At 66.1% G+C, this 18,598-nt stretch carries 19 protein-coding genes, 1 other RNA gene and 1 pseudogene; 11 read left to right on the top strand and 10 right to left on the bottom strand.

Annotation, left to right across the window (positions count from 1 at the left end):
* Window positions 1-8: 8 nt before the first annotated feature.
* The 9 genes from V2B31_RS01725 to V2B31_RS01685 all read left to right on the top strand — a co-directional run bounded on the left by V2B31_RS01725 (window position 9) and on the right by V2B31_RS01685 (window position 7,095).
* Window positions 9-446: a chemotaxis protein CheW gene (locus V2B31_RS01725; protein WP_328275188.1), complete on the top strand. Its 438-nt coding sequence runs from the start codon at window positions 9-11 to the stop codon at window positions 444-446.
* Between the two features lie 87 nt (window positions 447-533).
* Window positions 534-899 carry a response regulator gene (locus V2B31_RS01720; protein WP_056683968.1) on the top strand — a complete coding sequence of 122 codons (366 nt, stop codon included), beginning with the start codon at window positions 534-536 and terminating at the stop codon, window positions 897-899.
* Between the two features lie 71 nt (window positions 900-970).
* Window positions 971-2,053 carry a chemotaxis protein CheB gene (locus tag V2B31_RS01715; RefSeq protein ID WP_328274686.1) on the top strand — a complete coding sequence of 361 codons (1,083 nt, stop codon included), beginning with the start codon at window positions 971-973 and terminating at the stop codon, window positions 2,051-2,053.
* The gene (locus tag V2B31_RS01710) at window positions 2,053-2,931 is read left to right on the top strand and encodes a CheR family methyltransferase (RefSeq protein WP_328274682.1); all 879 of its coding nucleotides are present in this window, start codon (window positions 2,053-2,055) and stop codon (window positions 2,929-2,931) included. The genes V2B31_RS01715 and V2B31_RS01710 overlap by 1 nt, the downstream gene beginning before the upstream one ends.
* A 133-nt stretch (window positions 2,932-3,064) precedes the next feature.
* Window positions 3,065-3,763 carry an N-acetylmuramoyl-L-alanine amidase gene (locus V2B31_RS01705; RefSeq protein ID WP_328274678.1) on the top strand — a complete coding sequence of 233 codons (699 nt, stop codon included), beginning with the start codon at window positions 3,065-3,067 and terminating at the stop codon, window positions 3,761-3,763.
* A 29-nt stretch (window positions 3,764-3,792) separates the two neighbouring features.
* Window positions 3,793-4,180, top strand: an RNA gene (rnpB, locus tag V2B31_RS01700) — RNase P RNA component class A.
* A 61-nt stretch (window positions 4,181-4,241) separates the two neighbouring features.
* The gene (locus tag V2B31_RS01695; protein ID WP_328274676.1) at window positions 4,242-6,188 is read left to right on the top strand and encodes an energy transducer TonB; all 1,947 of its coding nucleotides are present in this window, start codon (window positions 4,242-4,244) and stop codon (window positions 6,186-6,188) included.
* 53 nt (window positions 6,189-6,241) lie between these two features.
* Window positions 6,242-6,790: a J domain-containing protein gene (locus tag V2B31_RS01690; RefSeq protein WP_328274674.1), complete on the top strand. Its 549-nt coding sequence runs from the start codon at window positions 6,242-6,244 to the stop codon at window positions 6,788-6,790.
* The gene (locus V2B31_RS01685) at window positions 6,763-7,095 is read left to right on the top strand and encodes a (2Fe-2S) ferredoxin domain-containing protein (RefSeq protein WP_328274672.1); all 333 of its coding nucleotides are present in this window, start codon (window positions 6,763-6,765) and stop codon (window positions 7,093-7,095) included. Before V2B31_RS01690 ends, V2B31_RS01685 begins: the two co-directional genes overlap by 28 nt.
* A 2-nt stretch (window positions 7,096-7,097) precedes the next feature.
* Here the strand turns inward: V2B31_RS01685 and V2B31_RS01680 are convergent, their stop codons facing one another.
* Window positions 7,098-7,517 carry a hemerythrin domain-containing protein gene (locus tag V2B31_RS01680; protein ID WP_328274670.1) on the bottom strand — a complete coding sequence of 140 codons (420 nt, stop codon included), beginning with the start codon at window positions 7,515-7,517 and terminating at the stop codon, window positions 7,098-7,100.
* 150 nt (window positions 7,518-7,667) lie between these two features.
* Entirely contained in the window at window positions 7,668-8,282 is a 615-nt protein-coding gene (locus V2B31_RS01675; RefSeq protein ID WP_328274668.1) for a superoxide dismutase, read from the bottom strand.
* Between the two features lie 214 nt (window positions 8,283-8,496).
* On the opposite strand from V2B31_RS01675, the gene V2B31_RS01670 reads away from it, so the two are divergent.
* Window positions 8,497-9,060, top strand: a complete 564-nt coding sequence (locus tag V2B31_RS01670; protein ID WP_328274667.1) for a urate hydroxylase PuuD — start codon at window positions 8,497-8,499, stop codon at window positions 9,058-9,060.
* Between the two features lie 3 nt (window positions 9,061-9,063).
* On the opposite strand, the gene ispZ is transcribed toward V2B31_RS01670, so the two are convergent.
* From ispZ to V2B31_RS01630, 8 genes and pseudogenes are all read right to left on the bottom strand, one after another.
* The gene (ispZ, locus tag V2B31_RS01665) at window positions 9,064-9,711 is read right to left on the bottom strand and encodes a septation protein IspZ (RefSeq protein WP_328274665.1); all 648 of its coding nucleotides are present in this window, start codon (window positions 9,709-9,711) and stop codon (window positions 9,064-9,066) included.
* Between the two features lie 123 nt (window positions 9,712-9,834).
* On the bottom strand, window positions 9,835-10,764 hold the full coding sequence (gene ftsY, locus V2B31_RS01660) for a signal recognition particle-docking protein FtsY (RefSeq protein WP_328274663.1): 930 nt from the start codon (window positions 10,762-10,764) through the stop codon (window positions 9,835-9,837).
* A gap of 114 nt (window positions 10,765-10,878) precedes the next feature.
* Window positions 10,879-12,150: a tRNA (N(6)-L-threonylcarbamoyladenosine(37)-C(2))-methylthiotransferase MtaB gene (gene mtaB / locus V2B31_RS01655; protein WP_328274661.1), complete on the bottom strand. Its 1,272-nt coding sequence runs from the start codon at window positions 12,148-12,150 to the stop codon at window positions 10,879-10,881.
* A complete protein-coding gene (gene dapF / locus V2B31_RS01650; RefSeq protein WP_328274659.1) occupies window positions 12,150-12,950 on the bottom strand; it encodes a diaminopimelate epimerase in 801 nt (266 codons plus the stop codon). Before dapF ends, mtaB begins: the two co-directional genes overlap by 1 nt.
* 43 nt (window positions 12,951-12,993) lie before the next feature.
* Window positions 12,994-13,239 (bottom strand): hypothetical protein, encoded by a 246-nt coding sequence (locus V2B31_RS01645; RefSeq protein WP_328275216.1) that lies wholly within the window; start codon window positions 13,237-13,239, stop codon window positions 12,994-12,996.
* Window positions 13,240-13,356: 117 nt separating this feature from the next.
* A pseudogene (locus V2B31_RS01640) lies at window positions 13,357-13,611 on the bottom strand (TonB family protein); the annotation flags it as partial.
* 14 nt (window positions 13,612-13,625) lie between these two features.
* Complete coding sequence (locus V2B31_RS01635) at window positions 13,626-15,035, bottom strand: amino acid permease (RefSeq protein WP_328274657.1); 1,410 nt, start codon at window positions 15,033-15,035, stop codon at window positions 13,626-13,628.
* Window positions 15,036-15,202: 167 nt separating this feature from the next.
* Window positions 15,203-16,849 (bottom strand): family 43 glycosylhydrolase, encoded by a 1,647-nt coding sequence (locus V2B31_RS01630; RefSeq protein WP_328274655.1) that lies wholly within the window; start codon window positions 16,847-16,849, stop codon window positions 15,203-15,205.
* A 267-nt stretch (window positions 16,850-17,116) separates the two neighbouring features.
* On the opposite strand from V2B31_RS01630, the gene ffh reads away from it, so the two are divergent.
* The gene (gene ffh, locus V2B31_RS01625; protein WP_328274653.1) at window positions 17,117-18,571 is read left to right on the top strand and encodes a signal recognition particle protein; all 1,455 of its coding nucleotides are present in this window, start codon (window positions 17,117-17,119) and stop codon (window positions 18,569-18,571) included.
* Window positions 18,572-18,598: the final 27 nt, after the last annotated feature.

Genomic DNA, 18,598 nt, shown 5'->3' with positions numbered 1-18,598 from the left:
GCGCGATGCTGGACGAGCTTTATCTGTTCGCGGTGCTGGCGGGCACGCGGGTGGCGGTGGACGCCGCCGAGGTCGAGGCGGTGGTGCGCCTGTCCGATATTTCGCCGGTGCCGGGCATGGGCGCGCATGTCGCGGGCCTGTCCGCGCTGCGCAGCCGGGTGCTGACGGTGATCGACGTCGCGGCGCTGGTCCATGGGAAGCCGATGCCGGCCGAGGCGCGGCGGCTGGCGATCATCGCCAATATCAGCGGGCATAGCTACGGCTTTCTGGTCGACAGCGTGCTGGACATCTGCCGGGTAGCCGAAGGGCCGGCGCCGTTGCGCGGGCAGTTGGACAGCGCCTGGGCGCCGCACGCGCGGGCGATCGTCGAGAATGAGGGGCAGCCCTGGCTGCTCGTGTCGCTAGCCGCGTTCATCGAGGGCGGCGCTCTGGCGCAGGCGGCATGAGACAGGCTGAGATTCCCGTTTACCAAATCCTCGCTTTTGGTCGCTAACCCCGTTCAACGGGACGAAAAAACACCTGAAGGACACTTCATGAAAAACTGCCTGGTCGTCGACGATTCCAAGGTCATCCGCAAGGTGGCCCGCCATATCCTCGAGTCGCTGGACCTGACGGTCAGCGAGGCGGTGGACGGACAGGACGCGCTGACCCAGTGCGAAGCCTCGCCGCCCGACGTGGTGCTGCTCGACTGGAACATGCCGGTCATGAGCGGGATGGAATTCCTCCAGGCCTTGTCGTCCGCCAAGATGGCGGCGCGGCCCAAGATCATCTTCTGCACCACCGAAAACGGCATCAGCCACATCAAGGCGGCGGTCGAGGCCGGCGCGGACGAATATGTGATGAAGCCCTTCGATCGCGAGACGTTGGAAAGCAAGCTGGCGATCGTCGGGGTGATCTAGCGCGCCCCGTGCCGCACCATTTGGGAGCAAGCCTATCTCCGCCTCTTGATCGCACGAAAGCCCGTTCACCGATGACCGCCATGGTTCCGATCATGTCCAGCGACAGGCGCGCGACGCCGGTGATCCGCACCCTCGTCGTCGACGATTCGGTGGTGGTGCGGACCGTCATCGGCCGCATCCTGGAATCCAATCCCGCCTTCGCCGTGGTCCACAAGACCAACAGCGCCGAACATGCGCTCGGCTATCTGGCCGAGAATGCCGTCGATCTGGTGCTGCTGGATATCGAATTGCCGGGGCAAAGCGGGCTTGCCGCGCTGCCGCAGATATTGAGCGCCAACCCGCAGGTAAAGGTCGCGATCCTCTCGGGCAAATGCGAGGAGGGGAGCGCCGCTGCGGTCGAGGCGCTGGCGCTGGGCGCGAGCGATATCCTCTCGAAACCCGGCAGCGGCAGCTTCGGCGAGCAATTCCCGAGCGCGCTGATCGACCGGCTGATGCGGCTGTTCAGCGACCGGCCGGCGGCGACGCCGCTGCCGCGCACGATCGTGCCGACGACGCCCGTGCCCGCCGCCGCGCCGCTCGCCTGCCTCGGCATCGGGGCATCGACCGGGGGCATTCATGCGCTGGGGCAATTGTTCGAGGGGCTGAGCGCGCCGCTGGGCGTGCCGTTGCTGCTGACCCAGCATCTGCCGGCGAGCTTCACCGTCTATTTCGCGCAGCAATTGGCGCGCATGACCAGCCTGCGCGTGAAGGTCGCCGAGATGGGCGAGGCGCTGATGCCCGATACCGTTTATGTGGCGCCGGGCGACGCCAATTTGCAGCTGCGGCGCGGCCTGCACGGCCGGGTGATAGTGGCGCTCAGCCCCGAACGCACGCCGGCGGGCAATCTGCCCGGCGTCGATCCCATGTTTTCGAGCATGGCGGAGATGTATGGCGCGGGCGCGGCGGGCGTGGTGCTGACCGGGATGGGCCGCGACGGGACCATGGGCGCGCGCGACATCGTGGCGGCGGGCGGCTGGATCGTCGCGCAGGATGAGGCAAGCAGCGTCGTCTGGGGAATGCCCGGATCGGTGGCGGGAGCGGGACTGACATGTTCGATAATGGAGCCGGTGGCGATCATGGATTTCGTCGCGCGGCGCGGCCGGGTGGCGGGGTGATGGCTTTGCCGCCCTCCGCCCCCGACGGACTCCAGGGCGCCGCGCGCGTGCTGACCGGCCTGCTGGAGGCGCGCACCGGGCAGCTTCTGTCGGAAAACAGGGCATGGCGAATGGAAACCGCGTTGCGCCCGGTGATCCGCGCCCATGGCCTCAAGGATATTGACGATGTCGCGGCGGAGCTGCTGCGCGGGCGCAATCCGGGGCTGGAGCGCGACGTCGTCAACGCGCTGCTCAACAATGAGAGCAGCTTCTTCCGCGACCTCCAGATTTTCGACATGATCCACAAGGACATATTGCCGCGCATCCGCGAGGAGCGGGCCGACCGCACGCTGCGGGTGTGGAGCGCGGGCTGTTCTACGGGGCAGGAAGCCTATTCGCTGGCGATCCGGCTGCAAAACGAGGCGGCGCGCTGGCAGGGGTGGCGGATCGAAATATTGGCGACCGACATTTCGACCGCCGCGATCGAGCAGGCCAAGTCCGGCGTCTTTTCGCAGATGGACGTGCAGCGCGGGCTGGCGGTCGGCGACCTCATCAAATGGTTCGCGCCGCATGGCGAGGATTGGCGCGCGAGCGCGGAGTTGCGCGCGATGATCGATTTCCGCCACGACAATCTGTTCGATCCGCGCGCGCCGATCGGCCAGTATGACCTCATCCTCTGCCGCAACGTGCTGCTCTATTTCACGCCCGAGCGGCGGCAGGCGGTGCTGGGGCTGCTGGCGCGGCACAGCCATGCCCAGACGATATTGCTGCTGGGCGCGGGCGAGACGGTGATCGGGCAGGGGGACGATTTCGCGCCCCACCCCGAATTTCGCGGCAGCTATGGGCGCAAGGTCGCTCTGCCCGACTGCGCCGGCGGGCCGATGCGGCGAACCGCCTGAAGGCTGGCGCGGCATTAACCCTGCTTGATTGCGGCGGCGCTCTGCGCCATGGTCAGGCTAAGGGCCGGCGGGTATCGACAGGCGGCCGGAAGGGCGCGATGATCGAACCGCAGCAAGTGACTGGCCTTTCCCGATGACCGACATCCCCATGATCGAGACGCCGTCGCCCAATTTCGATGAGCGCTCGCTGCCGATCAGCCTCCTCGTGCTGCACTATACCGGGATGCCCGACGCGGCGAGCGCGATCAACTGGCTGGCGAACCCCGAATCGAAGGTTTCGGCCCATTATGTCGTGACCGAGGACGGGCAGATCATCCGCATGGTCGATGAGGCCAAGCGCGCCTGGCATGCGGGGCGATCGCACTGGCGCGGGATCGATGACGTGAACTCCGCCAGCATCGGCATTGAGATCGTCAATCCGGGGCATGAATGGGGATATCGCCCCTTTCCCGAAGCACAGATGGGATCGCTGATCCCGCTGGTCCACGATATCGTGACCCGGCACAAGATCACCCGCGGCAATATCGTCGGGCACAGCGACGTCGCGCCCGCGCGCAAGCAGGATCCGGGCGAGCTTTTTCCGTGGGGGCAGTTGGCGAGGCTGCGGCTCGCCCTGCCGCGTCCGACCAAGAATCTCATGGACCCGCACTGGACCGACAGCGGCTTCATGCTGGCGCTGGAGCGCTTCGGCTATGACATCGCCGATCCGCAGGCGGCGGTCGTCGCGTTCCAGCGGCGCTTCCGCCCCGAGCGGATGGACGGGGTGATCGACGGGGAATGCCGCGCGATCCTGCTCGCCTTGCTCCTCCCTAAACCGCAAGGGGATGACTAAGCCGCCAAGGCGCGCTATGGCGCTACCCGCCAGAGGGCCGGGCGGCCGCGGCGTGGCGGGTAACTTCCACGGCGAGGAAAGTCCGGGCTCCACGAAATGACGGTGCCGGCTAACGGCCGGCTGGAGTGATCCAAGGGACAGTGCAACAGAAAGCAGGTCGCTCAGGTTTCGACCCAGTGACATTGAAAGGGTGCGGTAAGAGCGCACCGCGCCTGCGGCAACGCAAGGCGGCACGGTAAACCCCACCGGGAGCAAGACCGAATAGGGGCGGCGCGCCGGAGCGATCCGGCTAGGCATGTTTCGGCCGAGACCGCCCGGGTTGGTTGCTTGAGGGACGGAGCAATCCGTCCCCTAGAGGAATGGTCGCCCATCCCGTTCACGGGTGGACAGAACCCGGCTTACAGGCCCTCTGGCAATGTCCTTGCGCGCCGATTAAGGCTTGTCCGGCAACGGGTTGGGGCAGGGGGAATCGGCGGGCATGAACAGGATGATGCTGGGTGTGGCGCTGGCGACCGCGCCGGCCTTCGCTGTGGCGCAGGACGCAGCGCCCGTCGCCCAGCCCGCGATGAGCGTGCAGCAGACGTTCGACGCGGCTTCGGCTGCCACGCTTGCCGGAGACAATGCCAAGGCTTTGGCGCTGCTGGAGGCACTGGAGCAGCGGGTCAAGAGCCCGCGCAGCGTCGCGATCGTGCGGCTGCGCAAGGGCATGGCGCTGGGCAAGCTCAGCCGATGGCGCGAGGCGCGCCCGCTGCTGGAGCAGGCGGTTGCGGCGCTCCCGGCCGACGATGAGAGCTTGCGGCTCGATCGCATCCAGGGGCTGATCGCGCTCGGGCAGGTGGAACTGGGCGACCTCGATTATCAGGCGGCGCATGATTATTATGCTCAGGCGCTGGCGGCGGCGGTGGAGCCGGCCGACCGGGTTTCCGCCCTGATGGGGAAAGCGCAGGCCGGCATTTTCCTCGATCCGACGAAGGCGCTGGCCGACGCGGAGGAGGCCGAGCGGCTGGCCGCCTCCGACTTGAAGGCGGACAAGGCGCTGCTGGGTTATGCGGCCGGGATGCGCGGACGCGCGCTGCTCAATCTCGGACGCTTCGCCGAGGCGGAGGCGGCTTTTGCCAAAAATGTGCGCGCGGAAGGCGGGCTGACGCTCAAGGTCAATTATGACGATCTGGTTGCGCGATCCGATGCTGCGATCGCCGCGATGCTGGCTGGCAAGCGCGACAAAGGGCGGGAGTATCTGGTCTATACCGGCGCGGGCCGGATGGAGAAGCAGGACTTTACCTTTGCCGCCGACATGCGACCGCCGCAATGCGGGGAGGAGGGCATCCGGCCCGATGACGTTGCGGTGATCGAGTTCGGCATTTTGGACAACGGCGCGGTGGCTTATGCCCGCCCCGTCTATGGCTCGCGGCCCGGCGGCATGGCGCTGGCGTTCGCGCGGGCGGTGCGGGAATGGTCGTGGCGGCCCGAGGACGTCACCAAGATACCGGCGCTGTTCCGCATGGTTACGCGGCTGGAATTGCGCTGCTCGGCGGCGCAGGGCGGACCGGGTTTGGAGCAGGGCGCGAGCAAGGCATTCCGGGATTGGATCGAGGGGGCAGGGGTCACGCGGTTCGAGGCGACCGGCGATTCGGAGGCGGTCCGGCGCGAAGCGCTGGCGCAGGAGCTTGCCCGGTTGCGCGCCGCGCCGGGCACACCGCCGCTGGCGCGGGCGGCCGTCTTGGCAGACCTGCTCGCCAATCCGCTGGTTACCGGGCGAACGGGGGAGGAATATGTCGCTGACCTCAAGGCCATTTCGACGGCCGCCGGTGCGCCGCCCGCCGCGCGGCTGTGGATCGACGTGCTGGAGTTGCGGATGGAGCGGAAGCGCAGCTTGCCCGAAGCGCCCTATGCCGCCGACGCGCCGACATACGCCTTGGCTCGGCTTATCAACTATGATCGTGCCGGGATGCAACGCGGTCGGCGAGGCGACAGGGCCGCGCTGGACGCGATCATTACCGACAGTCGCCTTGCCAAGGATGATCCGATGCGCGTCACCGCCCTCGTCCGACGGGCGTCGGCGCGGGTGGCGGACAAGGATCTGGCGGCGGCACGGGCGGACTATCTGGAGACCGGCCTCGACGCGCAGCAATGCTCGATCGTCGATGCGAAGCCCGCCTTGCGCTCGACCGGCGTTGGCAGCGACGATTATCCCGAAGACCTGGTGCGGGTCGGCATCGAGGGCTGGACGCGGGTCGAGCATGATGTCGCTGCCGATGGACGAACGACCAACATCCGGGTCGTCGCGGCCTATCCGCCGATGGCGTTCAGCACCAACGCATCGAAGATCGTGGGCCATGCGCGCTATCAGCAGAGCTATCGCCCTGATGGGGCATTGGGATGCAGCGGCAGCAACTTCAGTATCAGTTTCAAGATGCCGGGATGATCGACCGCGCAGAGCCACTGGCAAAGCGCGCGCGGCTTCCCTAGGTTGGGGGGATGGCACGGCAGGGTCGATCGAATGACTGGGGCTTTCCCCGATGGCGCAGCTATGGCGCGGCGCGCGAGGCGCAGAAGGTGCGGCTGTGCGACCGGCATGGCTGCGACAAGCCCGGCGACTGCCCCGCGCCCAAATCGCCCAACAGCCCCGAGCGCTGGTATTTCTGCGCCGATCATGCGGGCGAATATAACCGGAACTGGGACTATTTTCAGGGGCTGGACGCCGAGGAGCGCGAGCAGCGCGCGCGCGACGAGCGGCGGGACGCGGGCGCCTATCAGTCGAGCGCCTATAATAGCTGGGGCGGGCCGGGCGACGGCAGCCGGTCGCGCGACGAGCTTCATGCGCTCAAAGCGCTCGAACTGGAGGACGACGCCGATTTCGAGACGGTGAAGAAGAGCTGGCGGCGGCTGGCGAAGGAAAATCACCCCGATGTGAAGCCCGGCGACGCGCAGGCGGCGGTGCGGTTTCAGGCGATCCAGGCGGCCTATGAGGTGCTGCGCGCGGCGGAAGAGCGGCGGACGTGGAAACCGCGCGGAGCGGCGGATTGAAGCCTCTCGTCCGGTCCAACTGGCAGAACGCGGTGCTCGTCTGCCGCAAATGTTCCAAGAAGGTCGGCGGCGGGTTCGGGCCGGAGGGCGAGGAGCGGCTGGCCAAAGCGCTGCGCAAGCATCTGGCGCTGAAGAAAGGGCGCAAGGCGGCGGCGGGCGTGGTCGAGGTCGATTGCCTGGGCGTCTGCCCCAAGGGCGCGGTGACTGTGGTCAATGGCGCGGCGAGCCGCGACTGGCTGCTGGTGCGGCCGGGCGCTGATCTGGATGAACTGGCGCGGGAACTGGATCTGCCGTCGCCGGGGTGAGGTCAACCCCGCATGAGCCTTTGCAACTCGGGCAGGATGGGCGTGAAGAAGCGGTCCTCCAACGCGATGCGGGCGTCCAGCACTTCCAGTATGACGCGGGTCTGGGCGCAGAAGAGCGGCCATTCGCGCGTGATGCGGTCATCGCTCCACCCGGCGGTATAATCGGCGAACTGCTGGGCGAGGCCCCCCATCTGGCGCTGGAGCAGCGCGGCCTGGGCGCGCTGTTCGGGGTCGGGCGAGCGCTGGAGCGCGGGATAGACGATGCGGTCCTCCAGCGCGAGATGAGTCATCACGATCCGCGCCAGCCGCCAGCGCAGCTGGCCGATGCCCGCCGGCTGGGCCGGCTGCGCGATCGCGTCCGCCAATTGGCGCGCGGTGACTGTGATCTCCGCATGTTGCGTATGGAGCAGGTCGAGGTCCACGGCATTCCCCCTGTCGTCACCCGGAGGGAAAGCTATCGAAGGCCGCTTAACAAATGCTTGCGCTTTGTCCGCAAAGGACAAGGCCCGCCGCGCCGGACGGGCGCAGCGGGCCTTGTCTGTTCGATCCCTGCCTGATCGGTCCTGGCCGGATCAGCCCGGCTGGTCGGCGCGGCTGACGCCCTCTCCGTCCAGATTCTGAGCCGCGAAGTCCCAGTTGATCGCTTCCTTCAGCACGCGGTCGGCATAGTTGGGCCGCGCGTTGCGATAGTCGATATAATAGGCATGTTCCCACACATCGAGGATCAGCAGCGGCGTATGGCCTTCATGCGCGACTGGCGTGTCGGCGTCATGATAGCTGGTGACTTCGAGATTGCCGTCCTTGAGGATCAGCGCGGCCCAGCCGCTGGCGAAATGGCCGACGGCCTCTGCCTTGAGTTTCTCGATCAGGGCGTCGACCGATCCGAACGCCGCGTTGATCTTGTCGAGCAGCTCGCCCGACGGCGCGGTCTTTTCGGGGCTGAGCGAATGCCAGTAGAAACTGTGGTTCCAGATCTGGCCGACCTGGTTGAAGAGGCCGCCCTTGGACGATTTGATGAGTTCGACCAGCGACTTGCCCTGGAGCGCGGGATCGGCGGCGACCAGCTCGTTCGCCTTCACGACATAGGCATTGTGGTGCTTGCCATGGTGATAGTCGAAGGTTTCGGCGGACAAAATGTCGCCAAAGGCGTCCTTGGCGTAGGGCAGGTCGGGCAGGATGAAAGCCATGAAGAACTCCTCGGGTTCGTTTATGGGAATGGCCGCACAACGAAGCTGCGACCGTAAGGCTCCGCTGCCCTAGCAGGCCGGTTGCGCCGCGGAAAACAGGATATTTTGTCGAGAAGATGAGAAAATATCCATGTGACAGGCCTGCGCCGATGGCATAGACTTGAAGGTCAGGACGCCCGTTTCATGCGGCGGCCGGAATATCGGGGGAAGGGCCATGGCGAAATTTTTCGGCAATCTGCATCTCGTGCTGGCGGCGGGGCTCGTGCTCGCGCTGCTGCTTGTCTTCGCGATTCCCGCGAACACGATTCCAGAACAGGCGATCCTGCGCTGGCTTCACCTGTTCTTCGGCATCACCTGGATCGGGCTGCTCTATTATTTCAATTTCGTGCAGATCCCGACCATGCCCAAGGTGCCCGCCGAACTGAAGCCGGGCGTATCCAAGTTCATCGCGCCCTCCGCGCTCTTCTTCTTCCGCTGGGCGGCGCTGCTGACGGTGGTGACCGGCCTCATCATCGCCTGGCGCAGCGCCTATCTGGTCGAGGCGCTGACGCTGAAGCCCGGTTTCGCGCTGATCGGGGTCGGCATGTGGCTGGGGCTGATAATGGCGGCCAATGTGTGGTTCATCATCTGGCCGAACCAGAAGCGGGCGCTGGGCATTGTGCCGGCCGACGATGCGACCAAGGCGAAAGCGGCGACGACGGCGATGATCGTCTCGCGCACCAACACTTTGCTGTCGCTGGCGATGCTCTATGCGATGGTCAATTTCAACGGCGGTTGATCGTCATCCCTGCGGCGGGGTGGTCTCGCCCACCTCGTCGCTGTCCGGCCCGTCGCCCAGCGTCAGGCCATGGCGCATCAGCATGGGGATGTTGGCAGCGGCGAAGACGATCGAGACGATCGTCACGCCCCACACCTTGACCGCAAGCCATGTGTCGAAGCTCATGCTGCGGCGCATGACCTCATTGGCGATCGCCATGGCGACGAAGAACAGCGCCCAATTGCGCGACAGCTTCATCCAGCCGGTTTCGGTGAGCCCGTCATAGGCGGCCTGGAGCAGATATTTGAGCAACGGCTTGCCGCGCAGCAGCCCGGCGAACAGCATCAGCGCGAAGAAGGCGTAGATGATGGTCGGCTTGATCTGGATGAAGCTCTGATCGTGGAAATAGATGGTAAGGCCGCCGAAGAAGAGGATCAGCAGCGCCGAGAGCCAGAGCATCGGCGAGACACGGCCGAGCTTCACCTTCGAGACGATGACCGCGACGACGATCGCAGCCATGAAGGCGGCGGTGCCGAAGGTCATGGCGGTGATCGGATTGCCCGGCCCCCAGATCCAGCCAGCGCCCTTGTAGGTCAGGAAGAAGACGAGCAGCGGCCCGAAATCGAGCGCCAGGCTGAGCGTGCCGTTATGGGGGGATTTGGTGGTGGCCATGGTTAGTTCCCGTCATTCCCGCGAAGGCGGGAATCCATCTCCAGCCGCATCACCATATGCGAGGCTGGGAGATGGATCCCCGCCTTCGCGGGGATGACGAAGAGAGTTTCTGCATCCAGCTTGTCACCGCGCATAAGCCGTCCCCGCGATCGCCTTCGCCATGTCGCCGGGGTCGAAGGGACGCAAATCCTCGATCTTCTCGCCGACGCCGATGGCGTGGATGGGCAGGCGATATTTCTCCGCCGCCGCGACCAGCACGCCGCCGCGCGCGGTGCCATCGAGCTTCGTCATGACCAGACCCGTCACCTGCGCCGTTTCCTTGAACACTTCGATCTGGTTCAACGCATTCTGCCCCGTCGTGGCGTCCAGAACCAGCACAACGTCGTGCGGGGCGGCGGGGTTCAATCGGCCGAGGACGCGGCGGACTTTCGCCAGCTCGTCCATCAGCTCGGTCTTGTTCTGGAGCCGGCCGGCGGTGTCGACGATGAGCACGTCGATGCCGGTTTCGGTGGCTTGGCGAACCGCGTCGAACACGATGCCGGCCGCGTCGCCGCCCTCCTTGCCCGCGACGATCGGGACGCCGAGCCGCTCCGCCCAGACCTTGAGCTGTCCGATCGCGGCCGCGCGGAACGTGTCGCCCGCCGCCAGCATCACGCCATAATCCTGCTCCAGGAAATTATGCGCGAGCTTGGCGATGGTGGTGGTCTTGCCGGAGCCGTTGACGCCGATGACGAGGATCACCTGCGGACGCGGGAACGCCTCGATCTCCAGCGGCCGGGCGACCGGGGCCAGCACCTTCTCGATCTCCTCCGCGATGATCTCGCGCAGATATTCCTCGGTGATTTCGCGATTGTAGCGCCCGGCGGCCAGCCGGTCGCGCACCCGCGCGGCCATGGCGGGGCCAAGGTCGGTCATGATGAGCGCTTCCTCGATCTCGTCGAGGGTCTGATCGTCGAGCGCAGCCTTGAACAGGCCGGACAGATTTTCGCCGAGCTTGTCGGATGTGCGCTTGAGGCCGCCGAAGAGGCGGTCGCGCCAGGAAGTTTCAGCCATGCCTATAAACCATTGTCATTACCGCGAAGGCCGGAGCGATCTCCGACCTGGCGCCAAGAGCGACGGTCGGGAGATGGGTTCCCGCTTTCGCGGGAATGACGGGAAAAGGAAAGGTCATTCTCGCCCCGCCTCTTGCGCCAAGAGGACGCCCTTCTCAAGCCCCGTGATCGTCGCGCGGACGATGGTGGAGGGCGGCAGCGGTGTCGAAAAGCGGATCGGCGCGAAATTCTCGGCATGGCCGGTGAGGCCGCTGCGTTCGACCAGCACGCTTTGGCTCGTCCCGATCAGGCTGGCGAGCCAGCGCGTGCGGCGTTCCTCACAGGCGGCGCGCAGGCGGGCGGCGCGGGTCTTGATCGTGGCGCGATCGACCTGCGGCATCCGGGCGGCGGGGGTGCCTTCGCGCGGCGAGTAGGGGAAGATGTGGCCGTGGACGATGTCGCAGTCTTCGACGAGCGCGAGGCTGCGCTCGAACATCGCCTCCTCTTCGGTCGGGAAGCCGGCGATGATGTCCGCGCCGATGCAGATGTTCGGGCGCGCGGCCTTGAGGCGCTGGACGATCGCGAGCGCGTCGGCGCGGCTGTGGCGGCGCTTCATGCGCTTCAGGATCAAGTCGTCGCCCGACTGGAGCGAGAGGTGGACGTGGGGCATCATGCGCGGTTCGTGGGCGAGCAGATCGAACAGGCGATCGTCCATTTCCACGCTGTCGATCGAGGAGAGGCGCAGGCGGGGAAGGTCGGGCACGCCCTTCAATATGCGTTCGATCAGCAGGCCGAGCGACGGGCTGCCGGGGAGGTCGGGGCCGTAGCTGGTGACGTCCACGCCAGTGAGGACGATCTCGCGATAGCCCGCATCGACCAGCTCTTTCGCCTTGTCGATCACCGCGCCGGCGGGCACCGATCGGCTGTTCCCCCGGCCATAGGGGATGATGCAGAAGGTGCAGCGATGGTCGCAGCCATTCTGCACCTCCAGAAAGGCGCGGGCATGATCGGCGAAGGCGCTGGCCATGTGCGGCGCGGTGTCGCGCACCGCCATGATGTCGGCGACCTTGACGATGGCGGATGATCCGAACGCCCGTTGGTAGCTGGTCGCCTCCATCTTCTCGCGGTTGCCGATCACGCCGTCCACTTCGGCCATGGCGGCGAAGGTCTGCGGCTGCGTCTGGGCCGCGCAGCCGGTGACGAGGATGCGGGCTTCGGGCCGCTCGCGCCGGGCGCGGCGGATCGCCTGGCGGGTCTGGCGCACGGCTTCGGCGGTGACGGCGCAGCTGTTGACGACGATGAGGTCGTCCTGACCGCTCGCCATCTGCCGGATCGCCTCGCTCTCCGCGATGTTGAGGCGGCAGCCCATGGTGATGATGTCGGGGCCGTTGGTTGGGGAGAGGGGCATCAGAAGCGCGACCAGTCGGCCTCGCCGTCAAAGACATGAGTGGCGGGACCGGTCATCTGGGTATGTCCGCCCGGTTGCCAGTCGATGACGAGGTCGCCACCGGGGAGGCTGACGGTGACGGGGCCGGTCGCCAGCTTCCGCCGGATCGCGGCGACGGCGGTGGCGCAGGCGCCAGTGCCGCAGGCGCGGGTGAGGCCGGCGCCGCGTTCCCAGACGATGAGGCGGATGCGGTCGGGGGCGATCAGTTGCGCGAAGTTGACGTTGACGCGCTGCGGGAAGAGCGGATCATGCTCGATCAGCGAGCCGAGGCGCGCCGTCTCGACCGCGCCCAGGTCGTCCACGAAGAAGACGACATGCGGGTTGCCGACATTGACGGCGGCGGGGGCGGGCAGGTCTTCCCAGCTTGCCGCCATCGTCAGCGTGTCCATCGCATAGGCAAGCGGGATCGCATCCCACTCGAAGCGCGGCGCGCCCATGTCGACGCTCGCGCCGCCGTCGATCAGGCGCGCGTCGAGCAGGCCGGCCTGCGTGCGGATCGTCACGTCGCGGCCCACGAACAGGGGCACGCAGCGGGTCGCGTTGCCGCAGGCTTCCACCTCGCTGCCGTCGGCGTTGAAAATCTGCATGGAGACATCGGCATCGGGCGCGTCGCCGATCAGGATGAGCTGGTCGCAGCCGATCCCCGCATGACGATCGGCAATGGCGCGGGCGCGCGCCTCGCTCATGGCGATCGGCGCGGCGCGCGCGTCGATCACGACGAAGTCGTTGCCGAGGCCATGCATTTTGGAGAAGCGTCCCATGATGGGCGGGGATGTAGGGGAGATAGGGGACAAAGGCGAGTCGCTAAGGTGTCTCTGACTCGAACTTGGCTCGCATGCCAACGATCAGCGCGATCGGCGTTCCGGCTTCGTCCTTCGTTTCTGCCCTATAGCCGGCCTTGACTTGAGTGCAGGCGACATCTGCCAGTTTGATTGAAAGTGCACTGCCTTTCGGATCGGAAGGCTGGCAAAAAACAGCATGGCCCGAAGGGTCAACTCGGACGGCAATACCGACGATTTGCTCCTTTGAGCCGTCGGGAAGCTTTTTCACCGTAAAGTGCAGATCAACAGGCGGAGGCGGTGGAGATGCTCCTCGGGCTGGGATGCCATTGCGCGTTGGGTGCCACCACATCAGGCCGCCACTGTATGTGTCGTAAATCGGGACGCCATTTTCGTCTTTCGCTGGCTTAAAGCGAGTTCTCGCAGTCAAAGCGGCGCAGGTCTTCTGGTCAAGCTCAGCGAATCCGCTAGACCGCGTGATGGAGCACCGAACCGTTCTGCCATCAGGGGCAACCAGCAGCGAAAAGGCTACGAACCCTTCTTCTCTTCGGTCATATGCGCCGCGAGGGTAATCTGCGTCTGTTATCCAGACGGCCGCGCTATTTGCTGGAGTTGCGCGCGTCAGGGCTGCTGCAAGCGCCATTGCGAAAAGACCGTTCAATTCGTCTGCTCCCACCCTGAATGCCTTCTGTTCCGCCCGTAGAGGAAATACACGGCTAAACCCACGCCATTCCACGCGACGCACGCCAAAATCGTGTTTACCGGTAAGCTTACGAACAGATAGGTGCAGCCCAGCACCGCGCCGATGCCTACTGCTGTGGCGGCCGGTGTCCTGAACGGTCGCGTGACGTCCGGCATCCGCCGCCGCAATATGAGCAGGCACGCTCCCACCGCCGCAAAGGCGATCAGCGTGCCGGCGTTGGCCAGCGCGGCGATCTCGTCGATGGGTAGGAGGCCGGCGATGATGGCGACCAGGATCGCGGTGAGAGCAGTGATGCGGGCGGGGGTGCCGCGCGTCGATATGCGGGCGAGGCTTTGCGGCAGGAAGCCGTCGCGCGCCATGACGAGGAAGATGCGGCTCTGCCCATAGAGGAAGCCCAGCAGCACGGTGGGCAGCGCGATGACGGCGGCGATGGCGACGATGCGGGCGATGCCGCCTTGTCCCATTTCGCGCAGGATGAGGGCGAGCGGCTCCGGCGAGTCGGCGAAGCGGGTGAAGGGCATGGCGCCGATCGCGGCGGCGGCGACAGCCACGTAGATCAGCGTGCAGACGATGAGCGATCCGACGATGCCGATGGCAAGGTCGCGGTCCGGGTTCTTCGCTTCCTCCGCAGCCGTGGAGATGGCGTCGAAGCCGTAGAAGGCGAAGAAGATGATCGCCGCGGCCGCCATCACCCCGCGCTCCACTCCGTCCGGCCCCATATGCTTGGCGAAGCCGAAGGGCATGAAGGGTTTAAGGTTCGCGGCGTCGAAAGCGGGCAGGGCGTAGGCGACGAAGAGGCTGAGCGTCACGATCTTGATGAGGACGAGGATGGTGTTGAGCCGGGCGCTTTCCTTCGTGCCGACCATCAGCAGCCCGGCGACGACCGCGATGATGAAGATGGCGGGCAGATTGATGAGGCCGCCCAGTTCCGGGCCTCTGGTGAGCGCCTCCGGGAAGCCGAGCGGGGTCAGCAGCGGCCCGGCATAGCCGGACCAGCCGACCGCCACGGTCGAGACGACAAGGCTATATTCGAGGATAAGGGACCAGCCGACGATCCAGGCGATGCCTTCGCCAAGCACCACATAGGAATAGCTGTAGGCGCTGCCCGCCGCCGGCATCATGGTGGACAGCTCTGCATAGGCCAGCGCTGCACAGGCGCAGATCGCGCCCGCAATCGCGAAGGAGAGGAGGACGGCGGGGCCAGCCCGATCCGCGCCGACGCCGATCAGCGTCAGGATGCCCGTTCCCACGATCGCGCCGACGCCGAGCGCCAGCAGGTGCGGCCAGGACAGGGTGCGGGCGAGCTGGTGGCCGCTGTCCTGCGGCACCATGGCCTCCATGGGCTTGCGGCGTGTCCAGCTCATGGCGGTAGGCTCCCCTCTATTCTCCTCCGTTAACTTCGCACATTTCCCGCACAATGCGACATAAAATTACGCGCCGATGTTTCTTTCAACATGGGGCGTGAACAAGCCGGACTTTGCCAGCGCGGCCCTGCATAGGACAGGGTGCGCGATCGCGTCGGCGGGCCTTGTCAGAGACTTCGGTACCGGAAGTTGCGAAACAGCGTTTCGCCCGCGCTCGATGCGAACAGCGCCGGGCGAAGGCTCAGTAGATCGTCGACTGTGTTCGCGTTGTAGCCGGTGACCTGGCTCCTGACGCCGTGCCTGGTCCATTGCCGGCCATCAAGGCTGTAATAGAAGGTGACGACCTGATGATCGTTCACGATGCGCATGTGCATATGCCGCGTTTGCGGGGCAGGCTCGGGCCAGTGCGACGCCTTGCCGCCGCGATAGCTGACCATCCGTTTGCCGTCGATGCCCATGCCGAGGAACAGGCGATCGTTGAAGAATAGGAGCAGCCCGCCTTCGCCGTCGCCCCGGACTTCGAGTTCGACGGAAATCTCGAAGGCGCGATCGCCGACCTGCTGGGTCAGGACGGACCCGTCACGCGGGCTCGAACCCTTGGCGCGCAGCGCCAGACCGCCGGGCAGAAGCCGGACGCGATCCGCATCCTTGGGCGATGGCGCGTAAAGGCTCCAGAGGCGGCCCATGTCGGCCGGGGCGAAATCCGACGACCGGCGCAACCCGTGCGGCACCGCCTGCCCCTTGGGTTTGGGCAGAGGTTTGGAGAGGTCGCCGCCGACAGCCCGGAACCAGCCGTCCTCGGTCCATTCGATAGGCTCCAGCAAGGTTTGCCGCCCGAGCGTCTGGTAGCCATTCTCAAAGCCGTGGTAGATCATGAACCAGCGGCCTCCGGGGCCCTCCACGCACGTGGCGTGGCCGCGCGACCACCATCGCTCGGCGGCGGATTTGGTGCGCTGGATCGGATTGTGGGGACAATTCTCCCACGGGCCATTGAACGATTTCGAGCGGGCGGCGACGATCATGTGGCCGGTAGCAGGTCCGCCCGTCCCGCCAACGGCGTTGACGAGGTAGAAATAGTCGCCCCGTTTGAACAGTTTGGGGCCTTCGGGCGCATAAGCCTCCGTGATCCAGTCGACCGGATATTGCCACGCGCTGTAGGCGGTTTCGATCGGTCCGGCGGTGGAGAGGCCATCGGGTGCGAGCCTGACCCGCTTCCCATCGTTGAAGAACAGATAGCGATGGCCGTCCTCGCCCACGACATGACCGGGATCGATCAGCCCGCCGATGCCGAGGTCGATCGGCTCGCTCCACGGGCCGTTCATGGACGGCGCGTGGATCACGAAGATGTTGGCGAAGTCCTTGAGCTCTGTCGACCAAGGCGCCCGCATGAAGGGGATGTAGATGTAATATCGGCCTGCGTGCTTCACCAGATCGACGGCGAAACCGGTGCCGAGCGGCCTAGCCAGCGCGGGCGCGAGCGGACGCCAGTTCACAAGATCGCGCGAGTGCCAGATCAGCAAGCCGGGCGCCGCGTCGAACGAGGAGTGGGTCATGTAATAATCGTCGCCATCCTTGAGGACGGACGGGTCGGGATAGTCCCCCGACAGCACCGGATTGAGGAAGCGGCCGTCGCCCAGATCGGCCTTGCGCTGACCTTCAACTCCGCGGGGCCATTCGATAAGGGGGTCGCCGCAGGAGGCTTCCTGGGACGCGGCGGCGGCGCTCGCCGAGGTTGCGGCTCCGGCGCGTTGACCGGTCGCGGCCGCGGCCAGCGGAAGAACCGAAAACTTGAACAGATCGCGGCGGCTGGGCATCCAAACATCCCCTTATTAGAATTATGGTTATGATATATGCTTCGGGCAGCCTGCGCAACGTCGGTCGCCGCTACTTGCGCTCAATCCCGCTTTCCCCTAAGGGCGCCCCCAGCATCGGGCGGCGTGCCGTTCGACTCTGACGACTCCAGGACGCCCATGTGGGGCATCGGATGGACGCTGGCCGGCGAGGTTTCGCCCGCCGGCGATTTTGTCGTTTGGGGATGCGACGGGTTTTGATGGGGCGCAAGTCCCGGTTTTGAGGTGGTGATGTTCGATTCGCTCAGCGATCGTTTAGGCGGGGTCTTCGACAAGCTGCGGGGGCGCGGTGCGCTCACGGAGGACGATGTCCGCGCCGCGATGCGCGAGGTGCGAATCGCGCTGCTGGAAGCCGACGTCGCGCTGCCGGTGGTGCGCCAGTTCGTCGATCAGGCGACCGAGCGGGCGGTGGGCAGCGACGTGCTGCGCTCCGTCACGCCCGGCCAGATGGTCGTCAAGATCGTCTCCGACACGCTGACCGAGACGTTGGGGTCGGACACGAGCGACCTGCTGATCGACGTGACCCCGCCCGCCGTCATCATGATGGTCGGCCTTCAGGGGTCGGGCAAGACCACCACGACCGCCAAGATCGCCAAGCGCCTCAAGGAAAAGGAGCGCAAGAAGGTGCTGATGGCGTCGCTCGACGTCCAGCGCCCCGCCGCGCAGGAGCAGCTTGCGGTGCTGGGTCAGCAGACCGAGGTGGCGACGCTTCCCATCGTGCCGGGGCAGCAGCCGGTCGAGATCGCGCGGCGGGCGCTCCAGTCGGCGAAGCTCCAGGGCTTCGACGTGGTGATGCTCGACACGGCGGGCCGCCTGCATGTCGACCAGGCGCTGATGGACGAGATGAAGGCTGTCGCCGATGCGAGCCAGCCAGCCGAAATCCTGCTGGTGGTGGACTCGCTGACGGGTCAGGACGCGGTCAATGTCGCGACCAACTTCACCGCGCAGGTGCCGCTGACCGGCGTTGTGCTGACCCGCATGGACGGCGATGCGCGCGGCGGCGCTGCGCTCTCGATGCGGGCGGTGACCGGCCGGCCGATCAAGTTCGCGGGCACGGGCGAGAAGCTCGACGCGCTCGAAATCTTCCATCCCGCCCGCGTGGCGCAGCGCATATTGGGCATGGGCGATGTCGTGTCGCTGGTCGAACGTGCGGCGGAAACCATCGACGCGGAAGAAGCGGATAAGCTCGCCAAGAAGATGGCGAAGGGTCAGTTCGACATGAACGACCTGCGCGCGCAGTTGAACCAGATGCGCCGGATGGGCGGGCTTGGCGCGCTGGCCGGAATGCTGCCGGGCCTCAAGAAGGCGCAGGCGGCGATGGCGAACAGCGGCGCGAACGACAAGACGCTGATCCATCTCGACGCGATGATCGGCTCCATGACGCCTAAGGAGCGGGAGAAGCCCGCGCTCATCAACGCCAAGCGCAAGATCCGCATCGCCAAGGGCAGCGGCCGAACGGTGCAGGACGTCAACCGCCTCCTGAAAATGCATCAGGAAATGGAAACGGCGATGAAGAAGATCCGCAAGATGGGCGGATTGAAGGGCCTCGCCAAGATGTTCGGCGCCGGAGGACTTGGGGCCGGGCTGGACGGGATGCTGGGCGGCGGCGGCGCGCCGCCACAGGGGCTGCCGGGCCTCGGCGCGCCCAACCTGCCGCCCGGCTTTCAGAATTTCATGAAGAAGTGACGCAACCCCCGTCATCCCAGCGAAGGC

The organism is Sphingobium sp. (genome assembly GCF_036170395.1).
Lineage (GTDB): Bacteria > Pseudomonadota > Alphaproteobacteria > Sphingomonadales > Sphingomonadaceae > Sphingobium.
The sequence above is the reverse complement of the archived record's forward strand: the minus strand, read 5'-3'. Positions and strand labels throughout refer to the sequence as shown.